Raw genomic sequence first — 14,366 nt, 5'->3', positions numbered from 1 at the left:
GCTGAAGGCTCCCTTCAGCGCGTCTGATGCGGTGAAGGGAGCCTTCAGCCTGGGGTGGTGCCTGACAATTCGCGTTCCATTGGGGTAAGTCGACTCTGGCTTCCCCTGGGGCCTGGCTTTGTGTCGCGAAAGCCACTTTGGGGACGTCCGGTGTCTCGAAAGTGGCTTTCGCGACATGGCCGTTGAGGGCTTGGTGGTCAGGTTCCCAATGCGGCATCGGAGACACTGAGCTACAGCCAGGTGTGTCCACTAGCAGTGACTCGTGATCCGCATGCTGTGGATGCGATCGAAGAACCCGGCGTCGAACGACCCCTCGGCGAACCACCAGTGCCACACGTTCTTGACGGTGCCCTTGACAAACTTGGTGTCACCGCCGTGATGGATGGGCCCGAGGACGATGCCGTTGCTGTCCAAGGTGTTCACCCACATCAGCCACGCGTCGTTGCTGTCGCTGCTGACGATCGTCGCTTCGAACGAAGCGCTGCCGTTGCGTCTGAGCGTCCATTTCGCGTTGTCCATCGTGCAGTCGCCCGCCTGGATGCGACCCCAGGTGAACCAGCAGGAATCCGCTCCGGTGCAGGTGGCCTGCGCGGTGGTGGACGCCGTCGTCCCGGCCGAGGCGGGCGTGGCGAAGACGGTCCCGATCGTGAGCACGAGCATCGTCACGAAAAGCGACATCCGACGTGCTGTGGTTTTCATGTTTCCTCCCCGAAAATCGTCGATCCGTACCGGTCTGGGAGCAAAGCTAACTCGCGGGCGACCGGTGTCTGGATCACTTAGGTGCGGCAACAGGGGTGGCCGATAGTGCGTGACCGGCACCCTCTCGTCCCCGAACGCGATGAAAGTTCCGGTCACACAACGAATCCCCTCGCCGCGCCGGGAAACTGTCGGGGCCGCCCCTTACCGTCTCCGGCATGACCATCGTCGAAGAGCACCGGACCGAGATCCGCGTGCAGGACACCGTTTACCGCATCGAGGTCGCCGCCCGTGAGGGTGGCGGCGCGGCCGGGGAAGACCGCTGGGTGACCGTCATGGTCGGCGGAGCCGGACCGCAGGAGGAGCCTGTCGCCGAAGGCAGGCTCGATATGGACGCCGAAGCCGTACCGGCCTTGGCGACCGTCCTTTCCGACACCCTCCTGGCGTTCGCCGGGCGGGGCAACGGCAGGAACGGCCGCCGAAGAACGGCGGACCGCCCGGCCCATCAGGGCTCGCCGTGGTCCGACGAGCTGGACGCGGAACTGGAAAGCCGTTGGCTGGCCGGGGAAAGCGTCGAGGAGATCGCACGGCGGTTCGAGCGGACACCGGGCGGGATCCGCGCCCGGTTGCCGAGGGTCGGCTGCGACCCGGAGCGCCGGGGCGCGTATCTCCCGATCCCGCCGAGCAGACGAGAGGTAGGTGAACTCGGCTGAACCAGGGCGGTCGCGAGGGCGGGCAAGTCCTCGCGGCCGCCGTCAGTCCACTGTGGACTTCGTTCCGCGCCGGGCCCTGGCCGCCATCTCCCTGAGGTGGGCGATCAGTTCCGGTGGTTCGTGCACGGTGAATTCGCAGCCGAGCCCGAGGATGCGGAACGCGAGCCAGTCCAGGGTGTCCGTGCCCGCGTGGAGAACGCAGTTCTCGTCGTCGATCGGTTCCAGTTCGCCGGATCCCTCGCCGATCGCGGGGGAGACCTGGCCGATCGGCGCGTGCAGGGTCACGCGTGCGCTGTAAGTGGGAAGGAGGCTGTACATCTTGTCGGTGACATAGGCCGCCACATCCTTCGCGGGTGGCTGTCTCGGCGTCGCCCGGCCACCGGTCGCCCGTGGTTCCGAGATCCGGTCCGCGCGGAAGATCCGCCAGTCGTCCCGGTCGAGGTCGTAGCCGAGCAGGTACCACCGGCGTCCGGCGGAGACGAGTCGATGCGGTTCCACATGCCGCCGGGATTCGGTCCCGTCGCCGGTCCGATAGGTGAACCGGGTCCGTTCGGTGTTGGCGATCGCGCCCGCGAAGACCGTGAGGTGTTCCGGGTCCACCGCGGACCCGGTGCCCGGGATCGGCACGGTCGCGGCGCCCAGCGCACCGACCCGGTACCGCAACCGCGACGGCAGCACTTGCTCGAGCTTGGCCAGCGCCCGCACCGAAGACTCCTCGATCCCCGAGATCGCCTGCCCCGCGGCACTCCGGAGACCGACCGCGATCGCGACGGCCTCCTCGTCGTCGAGCAGCAGCGGCGGCATCGCCGTGCCGGCGACCAGCCGGTAGCCGCCTTCGGAACCTCGCGACGCTTCGACGGGGTAACCGAGCTCACGCAAGCGGTCGATGTCGCGCCGGATGGTCCGAGGACTGACCTCCAGCCGCTCGGCGAGCTCGCTGCCAGGCCACTCGCGAGGGGTTTGCAGCAAGGACAACAGGCTCAGCAGCCGGGCGGGCGTGTCGGTCATGCGGTCAAGGATGCCCGTACGAGAGACCGTATCGGGTGAGCCACACGACTTTGTTTGATTGAACTTGCATGGGAGTGCATAATCATGCGTATGACGGTGAAGATCGCGGTGGCCGGAGCCAGCGGGTACGCGGGCGGCGAACTCCTGCGCCTGCTGCTGACCCATCCCGAAGTCCAGATCGGCGCGCTCACCGCGGCCAGTTCCGCGGGGACGCCGCTCATCCAGCACCAGCCGCACCTCGCGCCGCTGGCGGACCGTGTCCTGCTGGAGACGACCCCGGAGACCCTGGCCGGGCACGACGTCGTCTTCCTCGCCCTGCCGCACGGGCACTCCGGTGCCATCGCCGCGCGGCTGGGCCCGGACGTCCTGGTGATCGACCTCGGTGCGGACCACCGCCTCTCGGACGCGGCCGACTGGCAGCGCTGGTACGGCGGCGACCACGCGGGGCAATGGCCGTACGGGCTCCCCGAACTCCCCGGTGCCCGCGAGCGCCTCGCCGGGACCAAACGCATCGCGGTCCCCGGCTGCTTCCCGACCGGCGGTTCGATCGCCCTCGCCCCGGCGCTCGCCGCGGGCCTGGTCGAGCCGGAGATCAACGTCGTCGCCGTCACCGGGACCTCGGGCGCGGGCAAAAGCCTGAAGCCGAACCTCCTCGGTTCGGAGGTGATGGGCTCGGCCACCGCGTACGGCGTCGGCGGCGCCCACCGCCACACCCCTGAGTTCGCGCAGAACCTCTCCGCGGTGTCCGGTGAGCGGGTCAAGGTCTCGTTCACCCCCGTGCTGGCCCCGATGCCGCGCGGGATCCTCACCACCGCGAGCGCTCCGCTGAAGACCGAGCTGGACGCCGACGGCGCCCGCGAGGTCTACGAAAAGGCGTACGCCACCGAGCCGTTCGTCCAGCTGTTGCCCGCGGGCCAGTGGCCGTCCTCGGCTTCGGTCGTCGGCTCGAACAACGTCCAGCTGCAGGTCACCGTCGACGCCGACACCCGGCGCCTGATCGTGGTCGCGGCCATCGACAACCTGACCAAGGGCACCGCGGGAGGCGCCGTCCAGTCGATGAACATCGCACTGGGCCTCCCGGAAACCACCGGACTACCGACCGTAGGAGTCGCTCCGTGACCGTCACCCAGCCGAAGGGATTCCGTGCCGCGGGCGTCGCCGCCGGGATCAAGGCCGAGGGCAAGCTCGACCTCACGCTCGTCGTCAACGACGGGCCGCTGCAGGTCGCGGCCGGTGTGTTCACGCGCAACGTGATCAAGGCCGCGCCCGTTCTGTGGTCGCAGGAGGTGCTCAAGCAGCAGCGGCTCAAGGCCGTCGTCCTCAACTCCGGCGGAGCGAACGCCGCCACCGGCCCCGGCGGTTTCCAGGACACCCACAAGACCGCCGAAAAGGTCGCGGAACTTCTCGAAGCCGGCGCGATCGAGGTCGCGGTCTGCTCGACCGGCCTGATCGGCGAGCGGCTGCCGATGGACGAGCTGCTTTCCGGCGTGGACACCGCCTTCGCCGGCCTCGGCACCGGTACCGACGCCGATCTCGCCGCCGCCACCGCGATCATGACCACCGACACCAAGCCGAAGCAGGCGGCCGCGAAGCACGACAGTGGCTGGAGCGTCGGCGGGTTCGCCAAGGGGGCGGGAATGCTCGCCCCGAACCTCGCGACGATGCTCTCCGTCCTCACCACCGACGCGGTCGTCACGCCGGAAGTCCTGGACAAGGCTCTGCGCGCCGCCACCGGTGTGACCTTCGACAGGCTCGACGTCGACGGCGGTACTTCCACCAATGACACGGTGCTCGTGCTCGCGTCCGGCGCCAGCGGTGTCGAGCCGACCGAGGCCGAACTGACCGAGCTCCTCACCGCTGTCAGCCTCGACCTCGTCCTTCAGCTGCGCGCGGACTCCGAAGGCGCGACCAAGTACGTCGACGTGACGGTCACCGGTGCGGCGAGCGAGGCCGACGCCATCGCCGTCGGCCGCACGATCGCCGAGGACAACCTGGTCAAGACCGCGTTGTTCGGTTCGGACCCGAACTGGGGCCGCATCGCCATGGCACTGGGCCGGGTGCCCGCGAAGATCGACCCGGAGAAGGTCGCCATCGCGATCAACGGCGTCACCCTGTTCGCCGGCGGCACGCCCGCGACGGACCGCTCCGAGGCCGATCTCTCGGGCCGGGACATCCAGATCGTCGTAGACCTCGGTCTCGGCGAAGGCGGGGCGACGATCTACACGACCGACCTCTCGCACGCGTACGTCGAAGAGAACAGCGCGTACTCCTCATGAGCCCTTCCGAATCCACCGTCCCCGCGGACGAACGGCTCGCGACCGCCGCCGAGAAGGCTTCGATCCTCATCGAGGCGTTGCCCTGGCTGCAGCGTTTTCACGGTGCCACCGTCGTGGTCAAGTACGGCGGCAACGCCATGATCGACGAGAGCCTCAAGCAGGCCTTCGCCGAGGACATGGTCTTCCTGCGCATGGCCGGGCTGCGCCCGGTGGTGGTGCACGGCGGGGGCCCGCAGATCACCGCGATGCTCAACCGGCTCGGCGTGGAAGGCGAGTTCAAGGGCGGCCTGCGCGTCACCACGCCTGAGACGATGGACATCGTCCGCATGGTGCTGACCGGCCAGGTAAGCCGCGAACTGGTCGGCCTGATCAACGCGCACGGCCCGTACGCGGTCGGCATCTCCGGTGAGGACGCGCGGCTGTTCACCGCCGAGCGCAAACAGGCCACTGTGGACGGTGTGCCGGTCGACATCGGGCTCGTCGGCGAGGTTTCCGAGGTCAACCCGGACGCGGTGCTCGACATCGTCAACGCGGGCCGGATCCCGGTGGTGTCCACCGTGGCCCCGGACGTCGACGGCGTCGTGCACAACATCAACGCCGACACCGCCGCCGGTGCGCTGGCCGCCGCCCTCGGCGCGGAGAAACTCGTCGTGCTCACCGACGTCGAAGGTCTGTACGCCAATTGGCCCGACCGCGGTTCGCTGGTCGACCGGATCCGCGTGGACCGCCTCGAATCCCTGCTGCCCGGCCTCGCCAGCGGCATGATCCCCAAGATGGAGGCCTGCGTGCGCGCCATCCGCGGCGGCGTCCGCCGAGCGCACGTGATCGACGGCCGCATCGCCCATTCGGTCCTGCTGGAGGTTTTCACCTCCCGCGGCATCGGTACCATGGTCTTCCCCGAAACGGAGCTCCCGTGACCACGTACGAGTCCAATGTAGACGGCCAGGAGCGCTGGAAGTCGTCCCTCATGGACAACTACGGCACCCCGGCGCTGACGCTGGTCCGCGGTGAGGGCGCGAAGGTCTGGGACGCCGACGGCAAACCGTACGTCGACCTGCTCGGCGGGATCGCGGTCAACGCGCTCGGCCACGCGCATCCCGCCGTGGTCGCCGCGGTCACCGAACAGGTCGCGAAACTCGGGCACACCTCGAACCTCTACGTGAACCCGGTAGCCGTCGAACTGGCCGAAACCCTCCTGGACGTCGCAGGCCTGTCCGGCAACGCGAAGGTGCTGTTCGTCAACTCCGGCGCGGAGGCCAACGAAGCCGCGCTGAAGATCAGCAGGCTCACCGGCCGGACCAAGATCGTCGCCTGCGAGGGGGCGTTCCACGGACGCACCATGGGCGCGCTCTCGCTGACCGGCCAGCCGTCGAAGCGGGACGCGTTCGCACCACTGGTCCCGGGTGTCACCCACGTTCCCTATGGTGACGTCGACGCGCTTCGCGCCGCGGTGGACACCGAGACCGCGGCGGTGTTCCTCGAGCCGATCCTCGGGGAGGCAGGCGTCGTCCCGGCACCGGACGGGTATCTCCAGGCCGCGCGGGAGATCACCAAGGCGACCGGGACCCTGCTGGTCCTCGACGAGGTGCAGACCGGCATCGGCCGCACCGGCGCGTGGTTCGCCTTTCAGCACACCGGCATCGTCCCGGACGTCATCACGCTGGCGAAGGGCCTCGGCGGCGGGCTGCCGATCGGCGCGGTCATCGGCGTCGGCGAAGCGGGGGAGCTGATGAAGCCGGGCCAGCACGGGACCACCTTCGGCGGCAACCCCGTCTGCTGCGCCGCCGGGCTCGCCGTGCTCAAGACCATCGCCAAGGACAACCTGAACGACCACGTTTCCGCGCTGGGCAAGGACATCGCTTCCCGGGTGGAGGGGCTCGGCCACCCGCTGGTGTCCGGGGTCCGCGGTGCGGGGCTGCTGCTCGGCATCGCGTTGCGCGAACCGGTCTCGGCGACGGTCGCCAAGGCCGCGCAGGACGCGGGATACCTGGTCAATCCGATCGCACCCGACACCATCCGGCTGGCACCGCCGCTCATCTTGAGCGCCGAAGAGGCCGAGGGATTCCTCGAAGCCCTTCCCGGGGCGCTCGATTCCACCACCACCTAGGACAGAGACGAAACGCATGCTCCGCAACTTCCTCCGTGACGACGATCTCAGCCCTGCCGAACAGGCCGAGATCCTGGACCTCGCCGACCAGCTGAAGGCCGAGCCGCTCGGCTCCCGCGCGTTGGAGGGCAAGTCCGTCGCGGCGATCTTCGAGAAGAACTCCACCCGGACCAGGTTCTCCTTCGAGGTGGGCATCGCCCAGCTCGGCGGGAACCCGGTCATCGTCGACGGCCGCTCCATGCAGCTCGGCCGCGAAGAGACCATCGAGGACACCTCACGGGTGCTTTCGCGGTATCTGGACGCGATCGTCTGGCGGACCTTCGCCCAGAAGCGCATCGACGCGATGGCGTCGGCGGCGAGCATCCCGGTGATCAACGCGCTCACCGACGAGTTCCACCCGTGCCAGGTGCTCACCGACCTGATGACCATCCGCGAGCGCAAGGGAAAACTCGCCGGGCTCACCCTGGTGTACCTCGGCGACGGCGCCAACAACATGGCGCATTCGCTGCTGCTGGGCGGGACCACGGCCGGGATGCACGTCCGCGTCGTCTCGCCGGAGGGCTTCCAGCCCGATCAGCAGGTCATGCTCGACGCCAAGCACCGTTCGAGTGAAACCGGCGGTAGCACCACGGTCTTCACCGACCCGTATGCGGCCGTCGAAGGCGCGGACGTCGTCGTCACCGACACCTGGACCTCCATGGGCCAGGAGAACGATGGCCTCGACCGCGTCGGTCCCTTCCGCGAGCTGCAGGTCAACGCCGCGCTGATGCGCCGCGCCGCGGACGAGGCGATCGTGCTGCACTGCCTGCCCGCACACCGCGGCTGGGAGATCACCGACGAGGTCATCGACGGGCCGGCCAGCGCGGTCTGGGACGAGGCCGAAAACCGTCTCCACGCTCAAAAGGCGCTGCTGGTGTGGCTGATGGACGAGAAGCGACGATGACCGGCAGCAGGGTCACCCGGCAGGCCCGGATCACCGAACTCGTGTCCACGATGGCGATCCGCAGCCAGACGGAGCTCGCGAAGCTCCTGGCGGCGGAAGGTATCGACGTCACGCAGGCGACGCTTTCGCGGGACCTCGACGAGCTGGGCGCGGTGAAGCTCCGGGGTGCCGATTCCGGCGCGCCGGTGTATGTCATACCGGAAGACGGCAGCCCGGTACGCGGAGTGCAGGGTGGCACGTCGAGGCTTTCGCGGTTGCTCGCCGAACTGCTCGTTTCGGCGGACTCGTCGGGCAACCTGACGGTGCTGCGCACCCCGCCGGGCGCGGCGCAGTTCCTCGCCAGCGCCATCGACAGGGCGGCGCTGGAGGAGGTCGTCGGTTCCATCGCCGGCGACGACACGGTCGCGGTGATCGCGAGGGAACCGCTGTCCGGCAAAGACCTGGCCGAGCGTTTCATGGCGCTGGCCCGACGGTCGTCCACAGTGGACGGCGGTGAGGAGACCGAAGGTGACGCCTGACGGGTTCGCCTTCCCGGATGACCCGGAGAAGCTGGTCATCACCTTCGACGAAGGTGTGCCGGTGGCCATCGACGGGGAGACCGTGACGCTGCTGGAGGCCTTCCAGCAGCTGAACCGCCGTGTCGGCGCCTTCGGGCTCAGAGGACGCGAGATCTACGAGGGGCCTGCCGCGGTCGCGCTGGTCACCGCGCACGAGGAACTGCAAAAGGTCAGTACCGGGCGGGTGTCCGGCGAGGTCCGGCTGGTCCTGCACCGCGGCAACGCGGTCGTGAACTCCGCGCGCGACGAGCGCGCGCTGTACGACTTCACCACAGGCGCTACCTTCGACCGATCAGTCGCCTGAAGAGAACCGAAAGAATTCGAGGAGTGTTGTGAGCGGGAATGAGCAGCCGGTGCAGCTGTGGGGCGGCCGGTTCGCCAGCGGACCGGCCGAGGCGATGGCGGCGCTGAGCGCGTCGACCCATTTCGACTGGCGGCTGGCGCCGTACGACATCGCCGGGTCACGGGCCCACGCGCGAGTGCTGCGGAAGGCGGGGCTGCTCACCGAGGACGAGCTGACCGGCATGCTCGCCGCGCTGGACACCCTCGCACAGGACGTCGAGTCGGGCGCGTTCACGCCGACCGTCGCCGACGAAGACGTCCACACCGCGCTCGAACGCGGCCTGCTGGAGCGGGCGGGCACCGAGCTCGGAGGCAAGCTGCGGGCGGGCCGTTCGCGCAACGACCAGGTCGCGACGCTGTTCCGGATGTGGCTGCGGGACGCCGCCCGGCGGGTGGTCGCCGGCACCCTCGGTGTCGTGGACGCCTTGGTTTCGCAGGCGAAGCGGCACCCGGACGCGATCCTTCCCGGCCGCACCCATCTGCAGCACGCCCAGCCGGTCCTGCTGGCGCACCACCTGCTCGCGCACGGCCAGTCGCTGCTGCGCGACGTCACCCGGCTGCGTGACTGGGACGCTCGCACCGCGGAGTCGCCCTATGGCTCCGGCGCGCTCGCGGGTTCCTCGCTCGGCCTCGACCCCGAGGCCGTCGCCGCGGAACTGGGCTTCGACACCAGCGTCGAGAACTCCATCGACGGCACCGCCTCGCGGGACTTCGTCGCCGAGTTCGCCTTCGACGTCGCGATGCTCGCGGTCAACCTGTCCAGGATCGCCGAAGAAGTGATCATCTGGAACACCGCCGAATTCGGCTACGTCACCCTCGACGACGCCTGGGCGACCGGCAGTTCGATCATGCCGCAGAAGAAGAACCCCGACGTCGCCGAGCTGACGCGAGGCAAGGCCGGGCGGCTCATCGGCAACCTGACCGGTCTGCTCGCGACGCTCAAGGCGCAGCCGCTCGCGTACAACCGGGACCTGCAGGAGGACAAGGAGCCGGTCTTCGACTCCGTCGAGCAGCTGGAACTGCTGTTCCCGGCGATCGCGGGCATGCTCGAGACGCTGACCTTCCACACCGACCGGCTCGCCGAACTGGCACCCGCCGGGTTCACCCTCGCCACGGACATCGCCGAATGGCTGGTGCGCCAGGGCGTTCCGTTCCGCGTCGCGCACGAAGCGGCGGGGGAGAGCGTTCGCGTCGCCGAAGCCCGCGGTGTCGGCCTGGACGAACTGACCGACGAGGAGTTCGAGAAGATCAACCCGGCCCTGACGCCCGCGGTGCGCGAGGTGCTGACCGTCGAGGGCTCGGTGAGCTCGCGCAACGCCCGCGGCGGCACCGCTCCTGAGCGGGTCGCCGAGCAGCGGGACCGGCTGGTCGCGCGGGTCGCCGAACACCGCGCCTGGCTGAGCTGACCTCTCGCAGGAAGGCCCCTTTCCTCGCGCCAGGCGCAAGGAAAGGGGCCTTCCTGTACTTCAAGATCGCTTCGCGGTCTTCCTGAGCTTCGCGCGCACCGCGCGGGTGGCGACGGGGCCGAGTCCTTCGAGGACGTCGACCAGGACAGCCAGCTGTCCCAGCGCGCTCAACGCCTGCTCGGCGCCGTCGGGATCGACCGACTCGAACAGCGTGAGACCGAGGAACCCTGCGGAGACGGCGTGCGCGAGTCCTTCGGTCTCGGCCAGTTCGAGCACCGGCGAACCGGCCAGCACGCGGTCGAGGGTTCCTTGGACTTCACGGACCCATTTGTCCAGTGCCTGCCGCGTCGCCTCGGCCAGCCGTCCGCCGCCCTGCGCGCCGGCGAGCGCCTGGGCGAGGACCGTCATGTTCCCCTCGGCGCGTTCCTCCGCGTGGATGATCCGGCCAAGGTCCAGCAATTCGCCGAGAGTGGTCACTTCGGCGAACCGGGCACGGAAGTGGGCGACGCGGCCTTCGGTCGCCGTCACGCAGGCCTGCGCGATCAGCTCCTCGACACTGCCGAAGTGGTAGAAGATCAGCGCCTGATTGGTGCCGGCCGCGGCGGCGACGGTCCTGGCCGAAACGGCGGTGATCCCGCTGGTGCGGATCGTCTCCAGCGCTCCGTCGATCAACCGCTGTTTCGTGCTGGGCCCGTTCATCAGTCCAGGACCTTCTCACGCAGGGGCTTCACCGCGCCGCTCACCCCCGCCCGCAGGTCGACGAACCGTGCCTCGAAAGCGCCCCGGTAGCCGAACAGCGGCCCGAACCGCCGGTTCGTCACCCGGACCTCGATGCGGAAGAGCCCGCTCACCTCGTCGAACCACTCGTCGACCTCGGCCACACCGACGACGGATCGCGGCACCACGCAGCGAAGCGGACCTTCGCCGATCCGGAACTCCTCCGACCGGATGCGGAAGCCGCCGTCCGGCCGCACCGTCAGGTCGAGATCGACGGCGAGGTGCTGATGCGTCCCCAGGTAGTCGACGATCTTCCCGCGCTCGGTGCTGTAGACCATCTGGGCGTCGAACCGGCGTCGCCGTTCCGGCAGTTCGAAGGTGCGGACGAACGACACCGTCTCCCTGCCGAGCGAGTCGACGTACGGATAGTTCTCGATGGTGAAAGGGACGTTGCGGCCACGTTCCGGGAACAGGATGTGCCTCGACGCGCCCAGCCGCAGGAACGGCGTGGCGTACGCGGCGCCGCGCCAGATCTCGTCCATCACGCCGACACCGATCATCCCGACGCCGTTCTCCGTGCTCAGCGACAGCCGTTCACGCATCCGCGGATGCAAGGCCGCGAAGTCGTCGCCCAGCGCTTCTCGGAAGATCATGCCTGCTCCAGGGTGTCGAGGATGCGGGGCGCGACGCCGTCCTTGCCCGGCCGAGGGCTCCGGCGGCAGCGCCCCGCCGATGGCGAGAGCAGAGGGAGGGCTTCCGGTGGCCCGCCGGTCTCGAGCCACAGGCGGAGCCGGTCGAACGACCAGGCCGTCATCCAGCCGAAGAGTGGCCGGAACAGCAGATCGGCGAACCTGCCGAAGACACCCCATCGAGTGGTGTAGTCGAAGCCGGTGACGAACCGGACGCCGCCGTCGACCGGGGTGTAGCGCCAGTACCCCGATCCGGCCTTGATGAGCGACAGCGGATCCGCGGAGGCGAACCGCAACGCGGACGTCCGGCCGCCGTCCGGCCGTGTGCTCTCCCCGGCGTGTGTTCCGGTCCCGCTGACGACGAGCCCCAGGAACTCGGTCGTGTACCGGAACCGTCCCGGCGAACCGGCGACCGGTTCGATCCGTGCGAAGCGCAGATCCCACCGTGCGTGCAGACGCGGGTCCTGCGTGTGCTGCCACAGCGTTTCGAGGTCCGTGCGGATCACCGTTTCGACGTAAAGCGCTCTTCGGCTCATGGAGCCCCCTCTCGTTTTGAGCGACCGCTCAAATCACTGTAGACCATGTTTGAGCGACTGCTCAATAGTCGGTCCGGTTAAGGTCGACCAGGGAGAACGCGACGTAAGGGGAGTGCGGCACGTGGAAACCGGCAGACAGTTCACCCGGCGCGAGCTGGCGCTGGATCCAGTGGAACTGTCCACCCTCCTGCTCGGCGCGGTGATCGAAGCGACCGGTCCCGACGGCACGGTCGCCGTCCGCCTGGTGGAGGTCGAGGCCTATCGAGGGCTCGATGACCCCGCGTCGCACTGCTATCGCGGCAAGACGCCGCGCAACGCCGTCATGTGGGGACCGGCGGGGCACCTGTACGTGTACTTCGTCTACGGCATGCACTTCTGCGCGAACGTCGTCGGTACGGAGGACGGGCAGCCGGGCGCCGTGCTGCTGCGCGCCGGGGAGGTGGTCTCCGGAGCGGACATCGCCAAAGCACGCAGGCCGTCGGCCCGCGGCAACGGCGAACTCGCGAAAGGCCCGGCCATCCTCACCTCGGTACTTGGCATCGACCGGGCCGAGAACGGCGTCGATCTCACCGACCCGGCATCACCCGTCCGGTTGTTCACCGGCGAACGCGTTCCGGAAGCGGACATCCGCACCGGGCCGCGCGTCGGCGTCGCGATGGCGATGGACACGCCGTGGCGGTTCTGGATCGACGGATCGCCCGCCGTATCCACCTATCGCCGGGGTGGCAAGCGACGGGCGCCCGCCCCCGGCCGATAGTCGGTTGACCTGGTGCGGGAGGATCTACAGGCGTGAGCGAGCACATCCTTGACGAGCTGACCTGGCGCGGCCTGATCGCGCAATCCACCGACATCGACGCACTGCGGCGAGACCTCGACCAAGGACCTCTCACGCTCTATTGCGGATTCGACCCGACCGCGCCCAGCCTGCACGCCGGCAACCTGGTCCCGCTGCTGATGCTCTCGCGTTTCCAGCGCGCCGGTCACCGGCCGATCGTGCTGGCGGGTGTCGCGACCGGGATGATCGGCGACCCGCGCGACACCGGTGAGCGCACCCTCAACACGCTGGACACCGTGGCCGAGTGGGCGGACCGGATCCGCGGGCAGCTGGAGCGCTTCGTCGACTTCGACGGATCGCCGACCGGTGCGGTCATCGAGAACAACCTGAACTGGACCGGCAAGCAGACCGTGGTCGAGTTCCTGCGCGACGTCGGCAAGCACTTCCCGGTCAACACGATGCTGAACCGCGAGACGGTGAAGCGCCGCCTCGAAGCCGACGGCATGTCGTACACCGAGTTCAGCTACCTGCTGCTGCAGTCGCAGGACTACCTGCACCTGTACCGCGAGTACGGCTGCAAGCTGCAGATCGGCGGCTCGGACCAGTGGGGCAACCTCGTCGGCGGCGTCGACCTGATCCGCCGGACCGACGGCGGGCACACGCACGCGCTGACCGCGCCGCTGGTCACCGACACCGAGGGACGCAAGTTCGGCAAGTCCACCGGCGGCGGCAGTGTGTGGCTCGACCCGGAGATGACCTCGCCGTACGCGTGGTTCCAGTACTTCGTGAACGTCGCCGACGCCGACGTCATCCGCTACCTGCGGATGTTCTCCTTCCTCGGGCAGGAGGAGATCGCGGCGCTGGCCGAGGACACCGAGCAGCGCCCCCACCTGCGGTCCGCGCAGCGGAAGCTGGCGGAGGACTTCACGACCCTGGTGCACGGTGAAGAGGCGACCCGCCAGGTCATCGCCGCGAGCCAGGCGCTGTTCGGCAGGGGAGAGCTGCGTGAGCTCGACTCGGCGACCCTCGACGCCGCCATGGCCGAGGTGCCCAACGGCAAGGTCGACCCGAACGGCGAGTCGACCATCGTCGACTTGCTGATCGCCGCCGGGCTCGTCGACAGCAAGGGTGCCGCGCGCCGCACCGTCAAGGAAGGCGGCGCGTACGTCAACAACACGAAGATCGCCGATGAGGAGTGGAAGCCGTCCTCGGACGACGCTCTGCACGGCCGCTGGCTCGTGGTCCGCAAGGGCAAGCGCAACGTCGCCGGCGTGCGCGTCGGGGGCTGATCGCGGCCCCGGCTCGAAACAGGGGCCTTGACCTGCGGAAACGCAGTTAAGGTACCCCCCTGTTTCGGGCCCCTGCGGGCCATGTAAAGTTCTCCAAGTCGCCAGGGAAACCGGGTGGCCGCGGGACACGAACCAAGCTCTCACCTCAGGGTGATTGAGTGGGTGTCTCACCAAAAACTGCTAGGAATGACTGCTTCGGATAAGGCCGTGTAGCCACGGTGCGATCTGGGGTGTGTTGCTTGAGAACTCAACAGTGTGCTAGTGAACTAAGCCAGTAGAGCTTATGTATTAAGAACCTCGTTTTGGGGTTCC

The 14,366-nt window shown here is 68.8% G+C and carries 16 protein-coding genes; 11 read left to right on the top strand and 5 right to left on the bottom strand.

The genetic code is table 11. The features are described 5' to 3' along the window. Nucleotides 1-249: 249 nt before the first annotated feature. Nucleotides 250-699: a DUF6294 family protein gene (locus tag ACFVM3_RS39990; RefSeq protein WP_378444990.1), complete on the bottom strand. Its 450-nt coding sequence runs from the start codon at nucleotides 697-699 to the stop codon at nucleotides 250-252. Nucleotides 700-914: 215 nt separating this feature from the next. Between ACFVM3_RS39990 and ACFVM3_RS39985 the strand changes: the two genes are divergently transcribed. Then, a complete protein-coding gene (locus ACFVM3_RS39985; RefSeq protein WP_378444989.1) occupies nucleotides 915-1,409 on the top strand; it encodes a helix-turn-helix domain containing protein in 495 nt (164 codons plus the stop codon). A 42-nt stretch (nucleotides 1,410-1,451) separates the two neighbouring features. Here ACFVM3_RS39985 and ACFVM3_RS39980 read toward each other — a convergent pair whose 3' ends face one another. Then, nucleotides 1,452-2,417 (bottom strand): helix-turn-helix transcriptional regulator, encoded by a 966-nt coding sequence (locus ACFVM3_RS39980; RefSeq protein ID WP_378444988.1) that lies wholly within the window; start codon nucleotides 2,415-2,417, stop codon nucleotides 1,452-1,454. A 90-nt stretch (nucleotides 2,418-2,507) separates the two neighbouring features. On the opposite strand from ACFVM3_RS39980, the gene argC reads away from it, so the two are divergent. Genes argC through argH form a run of 8 tightly spaced genes read left to right on the top strand, consistent with a single transcriptional unit; the run spans nucleotide 2,508 to nucleotide 10,048 of the window. Then, a complete protein-coding gene (argC, locus tag ACFVM3_RS39975; RefSeq protein ID WP_378444987.1) occupies nucleotides 2,508-3,536 on the top strand; it encodes an N-acetyl-gamma-glutamyl-phosphate reductase in 1,029 nt (342 codons plus the stop codon). Then, nucleotides 3,533-4,693 (top strand): bifunctional glutamate N-acetyltransferase/amino-acid acetyltransferase ArgJ, encoded by a 1,161-nt coding sequence (gene argJ / locus ACFVM3_RS39970; RefSeq protein ID WP_378444986.1) that lies wholly within the window; start codon nucleotides 3,533-3,535, stop codon nucleotides 4,691-4,693. The genes argC and argJ overlap by 4 nt, the downstream gene beginning before the upstream one ends. Beyond that, on the top strand, nucleotides 4,690-5,610 hold the full coding sequence (argB, locus tag ACFVM3_RS39965; RefSeq protein WP_125682410.1) for an acetylglutamate kinase: 921 nt from the start codon (nucleotides 4,690-4,692) through the stop codon (nucleotides 5,608-5,610). Before argJ ends, argB begins: the two co-directional genes overlap by 4 nt. Further along, nucleotides 5,607-6,800, top strand: coding sequence for an acetylornithine transaminase (locus tag ACFVM3_RS39960; RefSeq protein ID WP_378444985.1), 1,194 nt, complete (start codon nucleotides 5,607-5,609; stop codon nucleotides 6,798-6,800). The genes argB and ACFVM3_RS39960 overlap by 4 nt, the downstream gene beginning before the upstream one ends. 16 nt (nucleotides 6,801-6,816) lie before the next feature. Next, nucleotides 6,817-7,743: an ornithine carbamoyltransferase gene (gene argF, locus ACFVM3_RS39955; protein WP_378444984.1), complete on the top strand. Its 927-nt coding sequence runs from the start codon at nucleotides 6,817-6,819 to the stop codon at nucleotides 7,741-7,743. After that, a complete protein-coding gene (locus ACFVM3_RS39950; RefSeq protein ID WP_034321647.1) occupies nucleotides 7,740-8,261 on the top strand; it encodes an arginine repressor in 522 nt (173 codons plus the stop codon). The genes argF and ACFVM3_RS39950 overlap by 4 nt, the downstream gene beginning before the upstream one ends. Continuing rightward, the gene (locus ACFVM3_RS39945; RefSeq protein WP_125682416.1) at nucleotides 8,251-8,604 is read left to right on the top strand and encodes an argininosuccinate synthase domain-containing protein; all 354 of its coding nucleotides are present in this window, start codon (nucleotides 8,251-8,253) and stop codon (nucleotides 8,602-8,604) included. The genes ACFVM3_RS39950 and ACFVM3_RS39945 overlap by 11 nt, the downstream gene beginning before the upstream one ends. Nucleotides 8,605-8,632: 28 nt before the next feature. Next, entirely contained in the window at nucleotides 8,633-10,048 is a 1,416-nt protein-coding gene (argH, locus tag ACFVM3_RS39940; protein WP_192741676.1) for an argininosuccinate lyase, read from the top strand. Nucleotides 10,049-10,108: 60 nt separating this feature from the next. Here argH and ACFVM3_RS39935 read toward each other — a convergent pair whose 3' ends face one another. The 3 genes from ACFVM3_RS39935 to ACFVM3_RS39925 are packed head-to-tail and all read right to left on the bottom strand — an operon-like array spanning nucleotide 10,109 to nucleotide 11,990. Then, nucleotides 10,109-10,747 carry a TetR/AcrR family transcriptional regulator gene (locus ACFVM3_RS39935; protein WP_378444983.1) on the bottom strand — a complete coding sequence of 213 codons (639 nt, stop codon included), beginning with the start codon at nucleotides 10,745-10,747 and terminating at the stop codon, nucleotides 10,109-10,111. Continuing rightward, entirely contained in the window at nucleotides 10,747-11,418 is a 672-nt protein-coding gene (locus ACFVM3_RS39930; RefSeq protein WP_378444982.1) for a DUF4166 domain-containing protein, read from the bottom strand. The genes ACFVM3_RS39935 and ACFVM3_RS39930 overlap by 1 nt, the downstream gene beginning before the upstream one ends. Continuing rightward, on the bottom strand, nucleotides 11,415-11,990 hold the full coding sequence (locus ACFVM3_RS39925; RefSeq protein ID WP_378444981.1) for an SRPBCC family protein: 576 nt from the start codon (nucleotides 11,988-11,990) through the stop codon (nucleotides 11,415-11,417). The genes ACFVM3_RS39930 and ACFVM3_RS39925 overlap by 4 nt, the downstream gene beginning before the upstream one ends. Nucleotides 11,991-12,111: 121 nt before the next feature. On the opposite strand from ACFVM3_RS39925, the gene ACFVM3_RS39920 reads away from it, so the two are divergent. Continuing rightward, nucleotides 12,112-12,747, top strand: coding sequence for a DNA-3-methyladenine glycosylase (locus ACFVM3_RS39920; protein WP_378444980.1), 636 nt, complete (start codon nucleotides 12,112-12,114; stop codon nucleotides 12,745-12,747). A 32-nt stretch (nucleotides 12,748-12,779) separates the two neighbouring features. Continuing rightward, nucleotides 12,780-14,054 carry a tyrosine--tRNA ligase gene (tyrS, locus tag ACFVM3_RS39915; RefSeq protein WP_378444979.1) on the top strand — a complete coding sequence of 425 codons (1,275 nt, stop codon included), beginning with the start codon at nucleotides 12,780-12,782 and terminating at the stop codon, nucleotides 14,052-14,054. Nucleotides 14,055-14,366: the final 312 nt, after the last annotated feature.

The sequence above is a fragment of the Amycolatopsis sp. NPDC057786 genome (assembly GCF_042797905.1).
Taxonomy (GTDB): domain Bacteria; phylum Actinomycetota; class Actinomycetes; order Mycobacteriales; family Pseudonocardiaceae; genus Amycolatopsis.
This window is presented reverse-complemented; position numbering and strand designations above follow the sequence as displayed.